Origin of the sequence: Fictibacillus enclensis (assembly GCF_030123385.1) — a bacterium.
Lineage (GTDB): Bacteria > Bacillota > Bacilli > Bacillales > Fictibacillaceae > Fictibacillus_C > Fictibacillus_C enclensis.
In genome coordinates this window covers 4,027,511-4,042,865 of sequence record NZ_CP126109.1, presented here as the reverse complement: position 1 = coordinate 4,042,865, position 15,355 = coordinate 4,027,511, and the positions used below count along the sequence as shown (strand labels likewise).

The window sequence follows — 15,355 nt, the reverse complement described above, 5'->3', positions numbered from 1 at the left end:
TGAACCTTGCGGGCGCTTTGTACGTTCTTAGGAAGGTGAAAAACATGCGAAAACCGATTATTGCAGGAAACTGGAAAATGAACAAAACACTTTCAGAGGCAAAATCATTTGTCGAAGAAGTGAAAGGATCCATTCCATCTGCTGACACAGTGGATTCTGTCGTTTGTGCTCCGGCATTGTTCCTCGACGCTCTTGTACAAGCATCAAAAGGGACAGACCTTGGAGTAGGTGCGCAAAACATGCACTATGAAGAAAGCGGAGCATTTACTGGGGAAATCAGCCCGGTTATGCTGAAGGATCTTGGAGTGAGCTATGTTGTTCTTGGCCATTCTGAACGCCGTGAATATTTTGGTGAAACAGATGAGCTTGTTAACCAAAAAACAAAGGCAGCATTCTCACATGGATTGACTCCAATCGTGTGTGTAGGTGAAACGCTTGAACAGCGTGAAGCTGACCAGACAAAAGATGTCGTTAAGACACAAACGGAAAAAGGACTTCAAGGCCTTTCTGAAGAACAAGTCAAACGTACTGTGGTTGCTTATGAGCCAGTATGGGCAATCGGTACTGGAAAAACGGCTTCTTCTGAAGATGCCAATGAAGTATGCGCTTATATCCGCAGTGTGATTGCTGGACAATTCTCACAACAAGCGGCAGACGCAGTCCGTATTCAATACGGCGGCAGTGTAAAACCAGGCAACATCAAAGAATTGATGGGCATGTCCGATATTGACGGAGCTCTTGTTGGAGGAGCAAGCCTTGAACCGCAGTCTTTCCTTCAACTTTTGGAAGGTGTAAACAATGCCTAACAAACCTGTAGCACTGATTATTCTTGATGGATTTGCATGCCGCGATGAAAAAAAAGGAAATGCCGTAGCGCACGCAAAGAAACCAAACTTTGACCGATATTGGGAAACTTATCCCCACAATCATTTGACTGCATGCGGTGAAGCGGTTGGGCTTCCTCCGGGACAAATGGGGAACTCTGAAGTCGGGCACTTGAATATTGGTGCAGGCCGTATTGTTTACCAGAGTCTTACCCGTGTAAACCTTGCGATCAAAGAAGGGGAATTCTATGAAAACCCTACGTTCATTGATGCCATGGACAATGCGAAGAAAAAAGGGACAAACCTTCATATTTTCGGCCTTCTTTCCGATGGAGGAATCCATAGTCACATCGACCATATTTTTGCCTTGCTTGAAACGGCCAAGAGACAGGGAGTAGAAAAGGTATACCTTCATGGCTTCCTGGACGGAAGGGATGTTCCTCCGCAATCGGCAAAAGGTTACATCCAAGAGACGCTTGATAAGATGAAAGAGCTTGGTGTAGGACAAATTGCAACCTTGTCTGGCCGTTACTATTCAATGGACCGCGACAAGCGATGGGATCGTGTAGAAAAATCATACCGTGCCATGGTTTATGGGGAAGGACCTGATTATACCGATCCGCTTGAAGTCGTGGAAGACTCCTACAAAAATGAAATCTACGATGAGTTCGTTCTTCCTTCTGTTCTCAAGAAAGAAGACGGAACGCCGGTGGCTACCATTCAGGATGGAGATTCAATTATCTTCTGTAACTTCCGTCCGGACCGTGCTATTCAGATTTCCCAGGTGTTCACAAACGAAGACTTCCGCGGATTTGACCGTGGAGACAAGTTTCCAAAGGACATTCATTTTGTATGTCTGACAAACTTCAGTGAAACGGTAAAAGGTGATGTCGCATTCAAGCCGACGAACCTGGATAACACACTCGGTGAAGTGCTATCTCAGCAAAACTACAAGCAGCTGCGTATTGCAGAGACAGAAAAATACCCGCACGTCACGTTCTTCTTCAGCGGCGGACGCGAAGCTGAATTTGAAGGTGAAACGCGGATTTTGATTGACTCTCCAAAAGTAGCGACGTATGACCTGAAGCCGGAAATGAGCGTATATGAAGTAACCGATGCTCTATTGAAAGAGATTGAGGGAGAAAAGCATGACGCGATTATTTTAAACTTTGCCAATCCGGATATGGTTGGACATTCCGGTAAGCTCGAGCCTACAATTAAAGCGATTGAAGCTGTCGATGAATGTCTCGGCAAGGTAGTCGATGCCATCCTTGAAAAAGACGGTTATGCCATTATTACAGCTGACCACGGAAACTCTGATGAAGTGGTAACGCTCGAAGGCAAGCCTATGACTGCTCACACAACCAACCCGGTGCCGGTTATTGTAACGAAAAAAGACATTGAACTTCGGGACGGCGGCAAACTTGCCGATCTCGCTCCGACATTCCTGTCATTGCTTGGCGGCAAACAGCCGAAAGAAATGACCGGCGAATCATTGATCAAAGATTGAATCATGCAACCGTAATTAGGCAATCGACAGAGGGCCCCTGGAGGTTCGCCTGATTCCTGAAATATCAACCACAATTGAAAAGGAGAGAATAACTATGTCAGCAATTATTGAAGTTTATGCTCGTGAAGTATTGGACTCCCGCGGGAATCCAACAGTAGAAGTAGAAGTTTACACAGAGTCCGGTGCATTCGGACGTGCCATCGTTCCAAGCGGTGCATCAACAGGTGAATATGAAGCAGTTGAGCTTCGAGACGGAGACAAAGGCCGTTACCTTGGTAAAGGTGTAAAAACAGCAGTAGATAACGTAAATACCATTATCGCTCCTGAATTGATTGGCTATGATGCATTGGATCAAGTCGGCATCGACAAAACGTTGATCGAGCTTGATGGAACTGAAAACAAAGGGAAATTGGGAGCTAACGCCATCCTAGGTGTTTCCATGGCGGTTGCCCGTGCTGCTGCAGACCTTCTTGGTATTCCTCTATACATGTATCTTGGAGGATTCAACTCTAAAACTCTTCCAGTTCCAATGATGAACATCCTGAACGGTGGAGAGCATGCCGACAACAACGTGGACATCCAGGAATTCATGGTAATGCCTGTTGGCGCTCCGACTTTCTCAGAAGCTCTTCGTATGGGTTCTGAAATCTTCCACAGCCTGAAATCCGTTCTTAAAGAAAAAGGATTGAACACAGCTGTTGGTGACGAAGGCGGATTCGCTCCTAACCTTTCTTCTAACGAAGAAGCGCTTCAAACAATCATGGAAGCTATTGAAAAAGCAGGATACAAGCCTGGAGAAGAAGTTCGTTTGGCAATGGACGTTGCCTCTTCCGAGCTCTTTAACAAAGAAGACGGAAAATACCACCTTTCTGGTGAGGGTGTAGTTAAATCTTCTGAAGAAATGGTTGCTTTCTATGAAGATCTTGTTTCTAAATACCCAATCATCTCAATCGAAGATGGTTTGGATGAAAACGACTGGGAAGGCCACAAGCTGTTGACTGACCGTCTTGGCGACAAAATTCAACTTGTTGGGGATGACCTTTTCGTAACTAACACAAACAAACTGGCTCAAGGAATTGAGCAAGGCGTGGGTAACTCCATCCTGATCAAAGTGAACCAAATCGGTACGTTGACTGAAACATTCGACGCAATCGAAATGGCAAAACGTGCAGGCTACACTGCAGTTATCTCTCACCGTTCTGGTGAAAGTGAAGACAGCACAATTGCTGACATCGCAGTAGCAACAAACGCCGGCCAAATCAAAACAGGTGCTCCGTCCCGTACGGACCGCGTAGCGAAATACAACCAATTGCTTCGCATCGAAGACGAATTGGCAAGCATCAGCCGCTACCCTGGTTTGAGCGCATTCTACAACCTTAAAAAGTAATTTTAGTAACATAAAAACAGGCTGGAACCATTTGTGGTTCCAGCCTGTTTTTTTAGTTCATAACGTAAAAAACCTATGCTAAATAGGTGGCAAACGAACTGCAGAATGCAGAATAGAAGCTAATTCCCTATAAAACGGTGGCGTTCAACAAATGGGTCTAAAAGAAAAATGAATAATTATAATGAATTTTCAAATTATTATTGTTTTTGTATATTGGATCCAGTATCCTATTTATAACACAACCGAATTAGGTTTATGAAAGAAGGTGTACCATGAAACTTGCTGGGGAAGTAACGATTTATGAAGTAGGACTAAGGGACGGTCTGCAGCTTGAATCCAGGATTCTAAATGTTGCGGAAAAAAAGAGAATTGCTGATCAATTGCTCAAGGCGGGGGTGTCTGAACTTGAATTTGGCTCATTTGTACATCCAAAGCTGGTTCCGCAAATGGCCAACACAGCAGAACTTTATACTGAATTGAAACAGTCTGTCAGTGCTAAATTAGTTGCACTTGTCCCCAATCATAAGGGCATTCAGCTGGCCGATGATAGTGGTGTGCAATTCATTAATTATGTTCTATCGGCAAGTGATACCCACAATCAGCAAAATGTCCGTCAAACCACTGATGAATCTCTCAATCAATTTCAAAAAATGTCGCAGTATGGTTTCGACCATGGTATGGAGCTGAACGTTACTGTAGCCACCTCATTTGGCTGTCCTTTTGAAGGACAGGTTCCTCAATCACGCATCATGAGCATCATTGATACCCTCACTGAAAGCAATATTAAACGAATAACCCTGGCTGATACTACGGGAATGGCAAATCCAAAGCAGGTCTATGATCTGACCAAAGCTGTTAAGGATGAATGGAGGACAATGGAGTTCGGTTGCCATTTTCATAATACGAGAGGAATGGGGCTGGCCAACATTCTGGCGGCGATGGAGGCGGGAATTACCATCTATGATAGTTCAATTGGAGGCCTTGGAGGGTGCCCTTTCGCCCCTGGTGCAACAGGTAATGTGTGCACAGAAGATGTGGTCCATATGCTGGAGGAGATGGGGGTTCATACCGCCATTGATCTTGATCAACTGCTCGCGGCTTCCGAAGAGATGAAAAATAGACTGGGTCATGAACTGCCCGGACAGGTAATGAAGGCTGGTAAAAGCTCCCGCTTATATCCCATTCCTGCTCAATGAAGAAAGGATGATGAAAATGACAGTAGCAACTTATGAAACCATTACTTTATCAAAGGCAACTCAGCATGAGGGAATTACGATCCTGACTCTGAACAGGCCAGAGTCCATGAATGCGTTGAACACGAAGATGGCCATTGAACTCATTGAAGCACTGCATGAACTGAAGTATGAGGAAAGTCTTTCGGTTCTTGTACTAACAGGAGAAGGAACCAAGAGCTTTTGTGCGGGAGCGGATTTGAAAGAACGAAACGGCATGAGCCATAAAGATTGGAAGAGGCAGCACGATTACTTTGAGGAAGTCACCACAAGCATCCGTTCTTTTCCTTTTCCGGTGATTGCAGCGGTTAACGGCTATGCGCTCGGCGGAGGATTGGAAATCGCGCTAAGCTGTGACCTTAGAACGGTGGCCGCTCATATGCAGGCAGGGTTGCCTGAAGCAAAGCTTGGGCTCATTCCCGGAATTGGCGGAACGCAAATGCTGTCCCGTCTGCTGCCAATTGGGTTGGCTAAGGAAGTTTTATATACAGGAAGAAAAATAACCGCTCAGGAAGCTCTTCAATGGGGGATGGTGAATGGTGTATATCCGGCTGAATCTCTTATGGAGGAAACATTAAAGCTGGCGGAAAGTATAGCTTCCAATGCCCCTCTGTCCTTAAAAGCGCTGAAAAAGGCAATAAATCACGGGAGCGAAACAGACCTTGCGACCGGGCTTGCGCTTGAGCTTGAAGCGTACTATAAATGCGCGGATTCAGAAGACAGGCTGGAAGGAATCCGGGCATTTAATGAAAAACGAGAGCCAGTGTGGCAGGGAAAATAATAAATAGATAGGAGTGATTTGATGGCAAAGGCAACAGCAGTTAATGCTGAACACGAAATGATTCGCAAGAGTGTTAAAGGATTATGTGAAAGGTTTCCTGAGAGTTATTGGAGAGAGCTGGATGAGGGACACGATTATCCAACAGCATTTGTGGAAGCGCTAACAAGTGAAGGCTGGCTTTCTGTGCTCATCCCGGAAGAGTATGGAGGAGCGGGGTTGGGTATGGAAGAAGCTTGCATCATTTTAGAGGAAATCAATCGTTCCGGAGGAAATGCAGGAGCCTGCCATGCGCAGATGTACACGATGGGTGCCCTGCTCCGGCATGGAAACGAAGAACAGAAACAACGGCTCCTGCCCAAAATTGCAAGTGGAGAGCTGCGTCTGCAGGCATTTGGGATTACAGAACCCACTGCAGGCAGTGACACAACCAGTATTCAAACCTTTGCAGAAAGAAAAGGCGATAAATATATTGTACATGGGCAGAAAATCTGGACGTCAAGGGCTGAACATTCTGATTTGATGATGCTTTTGGCCAGGACTACCCCAAAGGATAAAGTGGAGAAGAAAACGGACGGTCTAAGCTTATTTATTCTTGATATGAAAGAGCAAAAGGACAAAATTGATATCCGGCCGATTGACACTATGATTAACCATGCAACGACTGAAGTGTTTATCGAAGGAGCGGAAATTCCTGTTGAAAATTTGATTGGTGAAGAAGGGAAAGGCTTTCGCTATGTGCTGGGGGGGATGAATGCAGAGCGAATTTTGATTGCCTCTGAATCGGTTGGCGACGGCATGTATTTTGTGGATAAGTCGGTACAGTATGCCAATGAACGAGTCGTATTTGGCCGTCCGATTGGGCAGAACCAGGGCGTCCAATTCCCTATATCCAAGTCCTATATGGATATCCAGGCGGCGAAGCTGATGAGGGATAAAGCGGCACAGCTCTTTGATGAAGGAGAAAATTGCGGGGCAGAAGCAAACATGGCCAAATACCTTGCATCTGAAGCAACCTGGAAAGCGGCCAATGCGGCGATGGATACGTACGGAGGGTATGGGTTTGCGGCGGAATATAACATCGAGCGGAAATTCCGGGAAGCACGTCTCTTTATTGTGGCACCTGTTACAAATAATCTTGTTGTGAGTTTTGTGGGGCAACACGTTCTTGGGCTGCCAAGGTCATTTTAATTAACCCAAACAGAGAGAAGGAGACTGTCATATGGAAGGACCATTGAGCGGTATAACTGTAGTGGATTTAACAACCAATATTTCTGGGCCAAGCCTAACCATGATACTTGCTGATCTTGGAGCTGAAATTATTAAGATTGAGCGCCCGGATAACGGCGATGATTCCAGGGCGATGGGCCCGTTTTGGGAAGGTGAGGGTGTATATTTCCTTCATATTAATCGTAATAAACAATCCATGGTTGTTGATTTGAAACAGGAGAGTGGACGCCAAATTGTTTATGATTTAGTGGGCCAGGCAGAAGTGTTTGTTGAAAATTTTCGTTTTAATAAGTGTGAGCAGCTTGGATTGGGCTACGATAAGCTGAAGGCGATCAACCCCTCACTGGTTTATTGTTCTCTTTCAGCATACGGACAGGAAGGTGAGCTCAGGGAACGTCCGGGATATGATGCCATTGCTCAAGCAGATGCTGGTCTTATGGGTATAAATGGATCGGAAGGATCTGAGGTTTCACGTATTCCGGTTTCCATTCTGGATCAGGGAAGCGCAATGTGGGGAGCCATTGGTATTATTTCTGCTTTATTTCATCGGGAAAGGACAGGAGAGGGACAGTTGGTGACCACCTCATTATATGAAACGGGTGTGTTTTGGATGGGGTATCATATGCTTTCATGGCTTGTTACAGGCAAAGAGCCGGAGAAGATGGGGGCAAATCATACAGCCTTTGCGCCCTACGGAGCATTTCAGGCAGGTGACGGTCTTCTTATGATTGGAATTTCCAACAATTCATTGTTTAAAAGGCTTTGCAGTGTTCTCGGAAAGCTGGAATGGGTGGAGGATCCCCGCTATAAAACGAATCCGGCGCGAGTTCAGAATATGAAAGAATTGGCCGTTAAAATAGAAAATATCCTGCAAGAGAAAACTGCAGATGACTGGGTAGATCTCCTTGCCCGCGGGGGTGTGCCCAGTTCAAAAATAAAAAGAGTTTCTGAAGTTGCAAATGATGAACAGTCAGAAGCGGTTGGGATGTGGTCGAATCTGCTCCATCCGGAAATAACCGATTTCAAACTTCCGCGCCTTCCTTTTTCTCTGAGCGAATCACCAGTTTCCATAAGGAAGGTGCCACCGAAGCTTGGCGAGAATACGATGGATATTTTGGAGAGGGCAGGATACAGTGAAGAACAAATGAGAAGTCTTCTTGATACAGGTGCTATTCAAGGAAATCTTAAAGTGAAAAAATAATTAAATCAGGCATCCCCCTTAAACGACGAGGGGGATGTTTTTGCCATTCAGATTGAAAATTTAAATAATTAGGAATATAATATAAGTAAACCTGTCGACAGCCGACATGAGAAGAGGGGAAACGATGAACCAGTTATCCTTGCAAAAAGCATTACCTTACTATCAGCAAATCCAGCAGACGATAAAAGAACAAATATGGAAAGGGGAATACAAGCCGGGAGAAAGAGTGTACGAAGCACAAATTGCCAAACAGTTTTCCATTAGCCGAAGTCCGGTAAGAGAGGCGATACGAACATTAATACATGAAGGATTGCTTGTAATGGATGAAAGGTCACAAATCTCTGTATATAAGCCTTCATGGGAGGATGTGAAGGATATTTATGATTGCAGGCTTTCACTTGAAACCACAGCTGTTGCTCTTGCAGCAGAGAGAATTACGAATGAGCAGCTTCATCTGCTTGATCAAGTGCTGCGAGATACAGAGGAGGCCATCATTAAAGGTGAAAAGTCAGAAATAGTTGTCCTCAATGCCAGGTTTCATGACCTCATCATTGATTACTCTGGGAACAGACGATTAAAAAAACTGGTGGAAGAACTGGCTTCATTAACCTACTATTACAGAAGCTTAAATATCGTAGGTCCTAAACGGGCTGAAGCAATTCTTGTAGGTCATCGAAGGATCTTTACTGCCATTGGGGAAAAGAAACCAGAAAAAGCAGCTCTTGCGGTCAGAGAGCACACAGAAGAAGATTTAAGAAATTTGTCAGCACTTTTCGAACAATAAAAGAAATAAGAGGAGGAGTTTACGAATGAAGCATTTTGAAATCGCTGTCATATCAGGAGATGGAATAGGGAAAGAGGTCGTTCCGGTTTCATTAAAAGTGCTGGATACAATTGCCGAGCTTCATGGAGGGTTGAAATTTACATATAAAGAATTCCCGTGGAGTTGTGAATATTATTTGGAACATGGGCAGATGATGCCAGAGGACGGACTAGAAACGCTGAAAAACTTTAATGCCATCTTTTTGGGAGCTGTAGGAAACCCCCAAATTGTTCCTGACCATGTTTCGCTTTGGGGCCTCCTGATCAAAATCAGAAGAGAATTTGAGCAATCAATCAATATTCGTCCGGCCAAATACTTTAAAGGACTGCGGTCACCGCTCACCAATCCGAATGATTTTGATCTGATCGTGGTGAGGGAAAATAGTGAGGGGGAATACAGTGAAGTAGGTGGAAGAATCCATAGCGGCGAGGATGAAATGGCTATACAAAATGCGGTATTTACAAGGAAAGGGACAGAACGGGCTATGAAGTATGCCTTTGAACTTGCTAAACACCGCCGCGGGCATGTGACTTCGGCTACTAAATCCAATGGTATTGTGCACACTATGCCATTTTGGGACAGTGTATTTAACGATGTGAAAAAGGAGTATCCGGACATAGAAACAGCTTCCTATCATATTGATGCACTGGCTGCCTTTTTTGTCACCCGGCCCCAAATTTTTGATGTCATTGTGGCGAGTAACCTGTTCGGCGATATTTTAACAGATATCGGGGGAGCCATCATGGGAAGCATAGGCATTGCACCTGCTGCCAATATTAACCTGAACGGTAAATATCCTTCAATGTTTGAGCCTGTTCATGGGTCCGCTCCAGATATAGTAGGGAAAGGAATTGCCAATCCGATCGGCCAAATCTGGACAGCCAAAATGATGCTGGATCACTTTGGGGAAGAGGAGCTTGGCCAAAGACTGCTTGATGTGATTGAGGAAGTTACAGAAGACCAATTTAAAACACCGGATATTGGGGGCACCTCTTCAACCCATGAGGTTAGCCAGGAAATTTGTGACCGCCTGCTAAAAAGCAAAACGCTGTCTAAACGATAAAAAAAGCGGCTCAGGCTTGGTGCCTGAGCCGCTTTTTATTTTTTTACATCTAAAAACTATTTTCTGCTTTCAGCGTCCTTGATAATATCGGGACCGATTTTTTTTGCCCATTCTTTATAGACAGGCTCCAGTGCTTTTTTAAAGGCATCCTTTTGTTCGCTGGTTAGTTTTGTGACCTTGGTTTTTCCCCGGTCCTCCATTTTCTTCTCTGCATCTTTGTTTAGCTGGGCTGCAGATTTCCTGGCGACTTTTGTTCCTTTTTCAATCCCTTTTTGAATAATGGCCTTCGTTTCATCGTTAAGTCCGTCCCAAAACTTTGTATTGGTTAAAAGAGCATAGTCGACTCGGGTATGACCGATATCGGTCGTATACTTTTGAACTTCATCAAACTTTTTGGATTCTATATTACTATATGTGTTTTCTTCACCATCAACGGTTCCCTGCTGAAGGGCTGTATAGAGTTCTCCAAAAGGAATGGAGGTTGAGCCTGCTCCGAGTGTTTTATACAAAGATTCAAGTAACTGTCCACCCTGTGTTCTGATTTTCATGCCTTGCAGGTCTTCAGGCTTGGTAATCGGTTTTTTATCATTTGTAATATGTTTGGCACCGTTTGGCCACATGGATAGACCCAGAACCCCATCTTTTTCAAGTCGTTTAAAGATCTCCTTCCCTTTTTCACCATCCCAGAAATCATCAGCAGCCTGGTCCGATTCAAACAGAAACGGCATTGCCGGGATATTGAAGCCCGGATCATTACCCACAAGTTTTGACATATCGGGAATAATGAACTGAGCATTGTTCGCTACCAGATTCTGATATTCATCCTTGTCACCAAACAACTGGCTGTTCGGGTAAACCTGCACCTTAATCTTGCCGTCAGATTCCTTTTCAATCACATCTTTCATTGCGAGGGCGCCTTTTTGTTTTGGTGTATTTTCAGCAACGACATGAGAGATCTTAATGGTCATTTTTTGAATGCCTTTGTCATCAGCAGATGTTTTACTGCTGGAATTACAGGCTGCGAGGCTGAGCGTTAGTACAAAAAGCAGTAAACCTGTTATCAGTTTCTTTACATTCTTCATCAGAATTCCTCCCTGTTAATAGATAAGTGGCTATATAGGTAAATAATTCTGTATGATCGGCGTTTTCAGGCAATGCATGCTGTGCTTCCTCAAGCTTTTGACAGACCGCTTGCGGAAAAGCCGTAGCCGCGCCCATATCTTCATAGAGTCGGCTTGCCATCTTAACATCCTTGCTCATTAACTCAAGGCTGAAGCCGGATTGGTAGCTGTTGTTCAAAATAAAGGATGGAAACTTGTATTCTGTGGAACCACTTCTGCCGGTGCTATTGTTAAAAACATTAATAGCAGTCTCCGGCTTTACTCCGTAGTTTTCTAAAAGATGAATCGTTTCGCAGGTTGTCAGAAGATGGGCAGCAGATAAATAGTTATTCACAGCTTTGATTAAATGTCCGCTGCCGATGGGGCCGACATGGAATAGTTTACTTCCCATTGCTTCAAGCAGTGGTTTACATTCTCTGAATAAGGAGTCCTTTCCGCCAGTCATAATGGTCAATGTGCCTTCGGCTGCCTTTTTTATGCCGCCGCTGACGGGAGCATCCAGAAATCCAAGGCCAAGCGCCTTTAATTTTTGCTCATTCTGCCTGGTGTCTTCGGGATACGAGCTGCTCATGTCGATGATGGTTGGCTTACTCTTCAGATTACCAGATTGATAGATGTCCAAGAGAGAGTCGATGATCGTGTTGACGGTCCTGGAAGAAGGAAGCATCAATATGATGTATTGTGTGCTATGTATGATTTCTTCAAAAGTGGAAGGGACACCGCCAAGCATTTGAAATTGCTTCATGGTTTGTTGGTTAAGATCCATGCCAAATACAGGGTAGTTCGCTTTTAGCAATTGAACGGCCATGGGGAAGCCCATTTTCCCTAAACCGATAAATCCTACCTGGTTCAAGAAGGAAAGATGCCTTCCAATTCTTTATGCAGGGAACCTATGCGCGGATGGGCTCGTCCGCTGGCAGTGACAACAGCTGCGATGATAATCTCAGCATTTCGTGGAGCGTCAGGAATTCTTGTTTCAAAGGTCATATGATGGCTTCTTATTTTTGGGTCCATTTTGTGCTTAATCGCCAGATCAATTGAACTTCCCGCTGAACCGCGTTTCTCGGCGGACGGAAGGAGAGTTTCCGCATTGTCGCACAATGTTCGAAACGGATTGCCAAACGTGAGGGTATGGATAATCGCTGATCCGTGTTCGATTTCTCCATCCAATCCAACGAGGGCACCCTTTCCATAACCTTCTACATCCGCTCCGGTGATCCCAAGCGCTTCCATAGCTTTTTGAGGCAGCAAGGCCCCGAGTTTTTCGGAAGCGCTTTCAATTAGTGGCTGAAGATTTTCTTCATATCGGCCTGCAAAGGGGTTTTTAATAACAGCAAGTGATGCTGCTATCCTGACAGGATTTTCTGCTTTTTTAAAGCCTTCAATATACGTTTCTTCTGAAATCGTAACAATTTTCCTGATCTCCAGTTCCATTTCTACACCTTCCTTTTTGTTAGATTGGATACAATCATCCCTGTCGACAGCCGAATTCTTTGTTGTAATTTTGAGTATAACAAACTATTTAAATCTTGTGAATACATAAAAAATAATAAAAAATTAAAATTTTCTGTTTATTTTTGTTGGATCACATAGTATATTGAGAATTAATCAAGTTGCATAGATTGGATACAATTTATGAAAAAAGGAGTTGATCGCATGAAACTCTTTAAATGGCTGGACATCGTAGAGGAAGGCTTAACAGGGGTGCTGTTTATCGGAGGAGTACTTGTCAGTTTATATGGAGTTTTTACACGTTACGTGTTAAATGCTCCTACTGCATGGGTGACAGAAATCTTTGAGTTTTTGATGGTATGGGCCATTTTTATTGGATTTGGCCGAGCACTAAAAGATAATCGCCATATTATGGTGGAATTGCTTTTCGACAGGCTTCCTTTCCAGTGGAAGAAGATCTTTGCTGCACTCAGTAATTTGATTGGTGCAGTCTATTCATTTTATTTGGCCTATTCGTCTCTTGAATTGATAACGCTTTCAAAAATGCAGAACATAAAAACGATTGATGTGGGACTGCCCATTTGGATCACCTATTTGGTCCTCCCCATTGGGATGGGGCTTTTAGGTATTTACTTTCTGGTTAAGGCAATTAAGAGCGCAAGGGGTGAACGGAAAGAGTTTCAGGGTGAACTCGATCATTTGTATGAGGAACTTGTAGAATCGCCAGAATCTAAAGGGAAAGAGGTGGGGGCATGAGTCCGGTTCTTGTGCTGTTCCTAGTATTTGCCCTGCTGTGTATCTTGAGGGTTCCGATCGCTGTGAGTCTTGGACTTTCCAGCATTGTTGCTCTATCCATGATTGATTTCACGTTATATACCGTTATTCAAAAAATGTTTAACGCTTTGAATTCCGCTACCTTAATGGCGATCCCAGGCTTTGTTCTGGCAGGAATCATTATGTCAAAAGGAGGGATATCCTATTACTTGATTGAAGCGCTTAAATCCTGGATTGGACATATACGCGGCGGCCTGGCGGTCGTTACGGTGATTGCCTGCATGATTTTTGCTGCCATTTCAGGATCCAGCCCGGCAACAGCCGCTGCAATCGGCAGCATCATGATCCCGGGGATGGTGGAAGCCGGTTACAGCAAAAAGTATGCGATGGGATTAGTGGCTGCTTCAGGCACACTCGGCATACTTATTCCACCTTCTATTCCGCTCATTATTTATGCCTCTGTTGCTGAAGAATCTGTAGGGAAGCTATTTGCAGCAGGGGTCATTCCTGGTTTGCTGCTTGGAGGGATTTTGCTGATTTCAGCGATCATCAATGCAAGAATCAACAACTACGGAAAGCTGCCAAAACAGAGCATGGAACAGCGCATGAAAAAGTCTGTAAAAGCGATCTGGGGCTTTCTTTTGCCCATTATTATTCTGGGCGGAATTTACTCGGGGATTGTTACACCGACAGAAGCCGCTTTTGTAGCCTGTTTCTACGGGTTTATCGTCTCGGTTTTCATTTACAGGGAACTTAACTTTGCAAAGTTTCGAGAAGTGCTGAGGGAATCTATCAATATTACATCGATGATTTTTTTGGTCATTGCTGCCGCCATGATTTTTGGAATGTTTCTCACCACAGAACAGGTACCGCAAAACTTTGCCCTATGGATTGAACAGAGTACAGCCAACAAGTGGATTTTTATGATTGGGGTAAACCTCATGTTCTTTGTACTTGGCATGTTCCTGGAATCAGTGGCGATCATTCTGATAACCTTGCCAATTCTTCTTCCGGTCCTTGCTTTATTTGATATCAATATCATCCACTTTGCCATCATCATGACCATCAACATGGAATTGGCCATGATTACACCGCCTGTGGGATTAAACTTATTTGTTGTCAGCGGAATTTCCAGGGAAAAGGTAGGAGCGGTGGTACAGGGCGTTCTTCCATTTTTCGCACTGATGGTTCTCGCTCTTGTCATTGTGGTTATTTTTCCGCAGTTAGCCCTTTATTTGGCAAAATAATGTATACTCTACACCAAGAATATTAAAGGGGTAATCACTATGAAACAAGCCTTCGATTATGCAACGCTTCAGGAAAAAGTGACCGCGATGATTCGTGAATCGATTTTCAAAAAAGAATATAAACCCGGCGAGCGGCTGGTTCAGGATGAATTGGCCCAAAAGCTTGGGGTTAGCCGGATGCCGATTCGTGAGGCACTCAGATGTCTGGAGCGGGAGGGTCTGGTTGAAATGCTGCCTCACAAGGGAGCGCAGGTAATTGGAATCACGAAAGAAGATATCGAGGAATTGTATTATCTTCGCTCAATGTTTGAAGGAATAACGGTTCAAAAATCCATGAATTTCCTTACAGAGCAGGACATCTGGAATCTCAAAGTGCTCATTGAACAGATGGACAAGGATATTCAGGTGAACAACCTGGATTCCTATATCAAACACAATCAGGAGTTTCACGTTTTAATACAGAAAGGCTGTAACTGGAAAAAGATAAAAAAACTTTGCAGTGAATTTATTAATGGATATGCGGCTCATTTGCCGAGTCTTGTGCCCGAGACCATGCAGGTTTCCAATGAAGAGCACAAGTTGATGCTGCAGGCCATTGAAGACAAAGATCCCATTAAGCTCCGGCAAATGATGGAATTGCATATCACACGGTCAGGAAGTGCGCTTACTCGGCTGTTGGAGTAAGCCTTGCTTTTTAGTTTTCCTGGATCCAA

15 protein-coding genes are annotated in these 15,355 nt (G+C 44.3%); 12 read left to right on the top strand and 3 right to left on the bottom strand.

Translation table 11 applies throughout. From position 1 onward, the window contains the following. Positions 1-44 precede the first annotated feature (44 nt). The 9 genes from tpiA (at position 45) to QNH15_RS21085 (ending at position 10,048) form a co-directional block, all read left to right on the top strand. Positions 45-806 (top strand): triose-phosphate isomerase, encoded by a 762-nt coding sequence (gene tpiA / locus QNH15_RS21125; RefSeq protein ID WP_283890323.1) that lies wholly within the window; start codon positions 45-47, stop codon positions 804-806. Continuing rightward, positions 799-2,334, top strand: coding sequence for a 2,3-bisphosphoglycerate-independent phosphoglycerate mutase (gpmI, locus tag QNH15_RS21120; RefSeq protein WP_283890322.1), 1,536 nt, complete (start codon positions 799-801; stop codon positions 2,332-2,334). The genes tpiA and gpmI overlap by 8 nt, the downstream gene beginning before the upstream one ends. A 94-nt stretch (positions 2,335-2,428) precedes the next feature. After that, entirely contained in the window at positions 2,429-3,721 is a 1,293-nt protein-coding gene (gene eno / locus QNH15_RS21115) for a phosphopyruvate hydratase (protein WP_129479914.1), read from the top strand. 272 nt (positions 3,722-3,993) lie between these two features. Next, complete coding sequence (locus tag QNH15_RS21110) at positions 3,994-4,917, top strand: hydroxymethylglutaryl-CoA lyase (RefSeq protein ID WP_283890321.1); 924 nt, start codon at positions 3,994-3,996, stop codon at positions 4,915-4,917. Between the two features lie 16 nt (positions 4,918-4,933). Continuing rightward, the gene (locus tag QNH15_RS21105) at positions 4,934-5,734 is read left to right on the top strand and encodes an enoyl-CoA hydratase/isomerase family protein (RefSeq protein ID WP_283890319.1); all 801 of its coding nucleotides are present in this window, start codon (positions 4,934-4,936) and stop codon (positions 5,732-5,734) included. Between the two features lie 21 nt (positions 5,735-5,755). After that, positions 5,756-6,922: an acyl-CoA dehydrogenase family protein gene (locus tag QNH15_RS21100; RefSeq protein WP_283890317.1), complete on the top strand. Its 1,167-nt coding sequence runs from the start codon at positions 5,756-5,758 to the stop codon at positions 6,920-6,922. A gap of 31 nt (positions 6,923-6,953) precedes the next feature. Next, on the top strand, positions 6,954-8,162 hold the full coding sequence (locus tag QNH15_RS21095) for a CaiB/BaiF CoA transferase family protein (RefSeq protein ID WP_283890315.1): 1,209 nt from the start codon (positions 6,954-6,956) through the stop codon (positions 8,160-8,162). 124 nt (positions 8,163-8,286) lie between these two features. Further along, positions 8,287-8,946: a GntR family transcriptional regulator gene (locus tag QNH15_RS21090; protein WP_283890313.1), complete on the top strand. Its 660-nt coding sequence runs from the start codon at positions 8,287-8,289 to the stop codon at positions 8,944-8,946. Positions 8,947-8,971: 25 nt separating this feature from the next. Continuing rightward, positions 8,972-10,048: a tartrate dehydrogenase gene (locus tag QNH15_RS21085; protein WP_283890311.1), complete on the top strand. Its 1,077-nt coding sequence runs from the start codon at positions 8,972-8,974 to the stop codon at positions 10,046-10,048. A gap of 56 nt (positions 10,049-10,104) precedes the next feature. On the opposite strand, the gene QNH15_RS21080 is transcribed toward QNH15_RS21085, so the two are convergent. The 3 genes from QNH15_RS21080 to QNH15_RS21070 are packed head-to-tail and all read right to left on the bottom strand — an operon-like array spanning position 10,105 to position 12,603. Continuing rightward, on the bottom strand, positions 10,105-11,130 hold the full coding sequence (locus QNH15_RS21080) for a DctP family TRAP transporter solute-binding subunit (protein ID WP_283890309.1): 1,026 nt from the start codon (positions 11,128-11,130) through the stop codon (positions 10,105-10,107). Beyond that, on the bottom strand, positions 11,060-12,022 hold the full coding sequence (locus QNH15_RS21075; protein WP_283890307.1) for an NAD(P)-dependent oxidoreductase: 963 nt from the start codon (positions 12,020-12,022) through the stop codon (positions 11,060-11,062). Before QNH15_RS21075 ends, QNH15_RS21080 begins: the two co-directional genes overlap by 71 nt. Further along, the gene (locus QNH15_RS21070) at positions 12,019-12,603 is read right to left on the bottom strand and encodes an amino acid synthesis family protein (RefSeq protein ID WP_283890305.1); all 585 of its coding nucleotides are present in this window, start codon (positions 12,601-12,603) and stop codon (positions 12,019-12,021) included. Before QNH15_RS21070 ends, QNH15_RS21075 begins: the two co-directional genes overlap by 4 nt. A 222-nt stretch (positions 12,604-12,825) precedes the next feature. Here QNH15_RS21070 and QNH15_RS21065 point away from each other — a divergent pair, with 222 nt between their 5' ends. Genes QNH15_RS21065 through QNH15_RS21055 form a run of 3 tightly spaced genes read left to right on the top strand, consistent with a single transcriptional unit; the run spans position 12,826 to position 15,326 of the window. Then, entirely contained in the window at positions 12,826-13,377 is a 552-nt protein-coding gene (locus QNH15_RS21065) for a TRAP transporter small permease (protein ID WP_283890303.1), read from the top strand. Next, positions 13,374-14,642: a TRAP transporter large permease gene (locus QNH15_RS21060; RefSeq protein WP_283890301.1), complete on the top strand. Its 1,269-nt coding sequence runs from the start codon at positions 13,374-13,376 to the stop codon at positions 14,640-14,642. The genes QNH15_RS21065 and QNH15_RS21060 overlap by 4 nt, the downstream gene beginning before the upstream one ends. A 39-nt stretch (positions 14,643-14,681) precedes the next feature. Beyond that, entirely contained in the window at positions 14,682-15,326 is a 645-nt protein-coding gene (locus QNH15_RS21055) for a GntR family transcriptional regulator (RefSeq protein WP_283890299.1), read from the top strand. The last annotated feature ends 29 nt before the right edge of the window (positions 15,327-15,355 follow it).

What these genes read in the sequence shown, in the direction of transcription:
- tpiA (WP_283890323.1), top strand. Translation starts at nt 45, where the DNA reads ATGCGAAAACCGATTATTGCAGGAAACTGGAAAATGAACAAAACACTT.
- gpmI (WP_283890322.1), top strand. Translation starts at nt 799, where the DNA reads ATGCCTAACAAACCTGTAGCACTGATTATTCTTGATGGATTTGCATGC.
- eno (WP_129479914.1), top strand. Translation starts at nt 2,429, where the DNA reads ATGTCAGCAATTATTGAAGTTTATGCTCGTGAAGTATTGGACTCCCGC.
- QNH15_RS21110 (WP_283890321.1), top strand. Translation starts at nt 3,994, where the DNA reads ATGAAACTTGCTGGGGAAGTAACGATTTATGAAGTAGGACTAAGGGAC.
- QNH15_RS21105 (WP_283890319.1), top strand. Translation starts at nt 4,934, where the DNA reads ATGACAGTAGCAACTTATGAAACCATTACTTTATCAAAGGCAACTCAG.
- QNH15_RS21100 (WP_283890317.1), top strand. Translation starts at nt 5,756, where the DNA reads ATGGCAAAGGCAACAGCAGTTAATGCTGAACACGAAATGATTCGCAAG.
- QNH15_RS21095 (WP_283890315.1), top strand. Translation starts at nt 6,954, where the DNA reads ATGGAAGGACCATTGAGCGGTATAACTGTAGTGGATTTAACAACCAAT.
- QNH15_RS21090 (WP_283890313.1), top strand. Translation starts at nt 8,287, where the DNA reads ATGAACCAGTTATCCTTGCAAAAAGCATTACCTTACTATCAGCAAATC.
- QNH15_RS21085 (WP_283890311.1), top strand. Translation starts at nt 8,972, where the DNA reads ATGAAGCATTTTGAAATCGCTGTCATATCAGGAGATGGAATAGGGAAA.
- QNH15_RS21080 (WP_283890309.1), bottom strand. Translation starts at nt 11,130, where the DNA reads ATGAAGAATGTAAAGAAACTGATAACAGGTTTACTGCTTTTTGTACTA.
- QNH15_RS21070 (WP_283890305.1), bottom strand. Translation starts at nt 12,603, where the DNA reads ATGGAACTGGAGATCAGGAAAATTGTTACGATTTCAGAAGAAACGTAT.
- QNH15_RS21065 (WP_283890303.1), top strand. Translation starts at nt 12,826, where the DNA reads ATGAAACTCTTTAAATGGCTGGACATCGTAGAGGAAGGCTTAACAGGG.
- QNH15_RS21060 (WP_283890301.1), top strand. Translation starts at nt 13,374, where the DNA reads ATGAGTCCGGTTCTTGTGCTGTTCCTAGTATTTGCCCTGCTGTGTATC.
- QNH15_RS21055 (WP_283890299.1), top strand. Translation starts at nt 14,682, where the DNA reads ATGAAACAAGCCTTCGATTATGCAACGCTTCAGGAAAAAGTGACCGCG.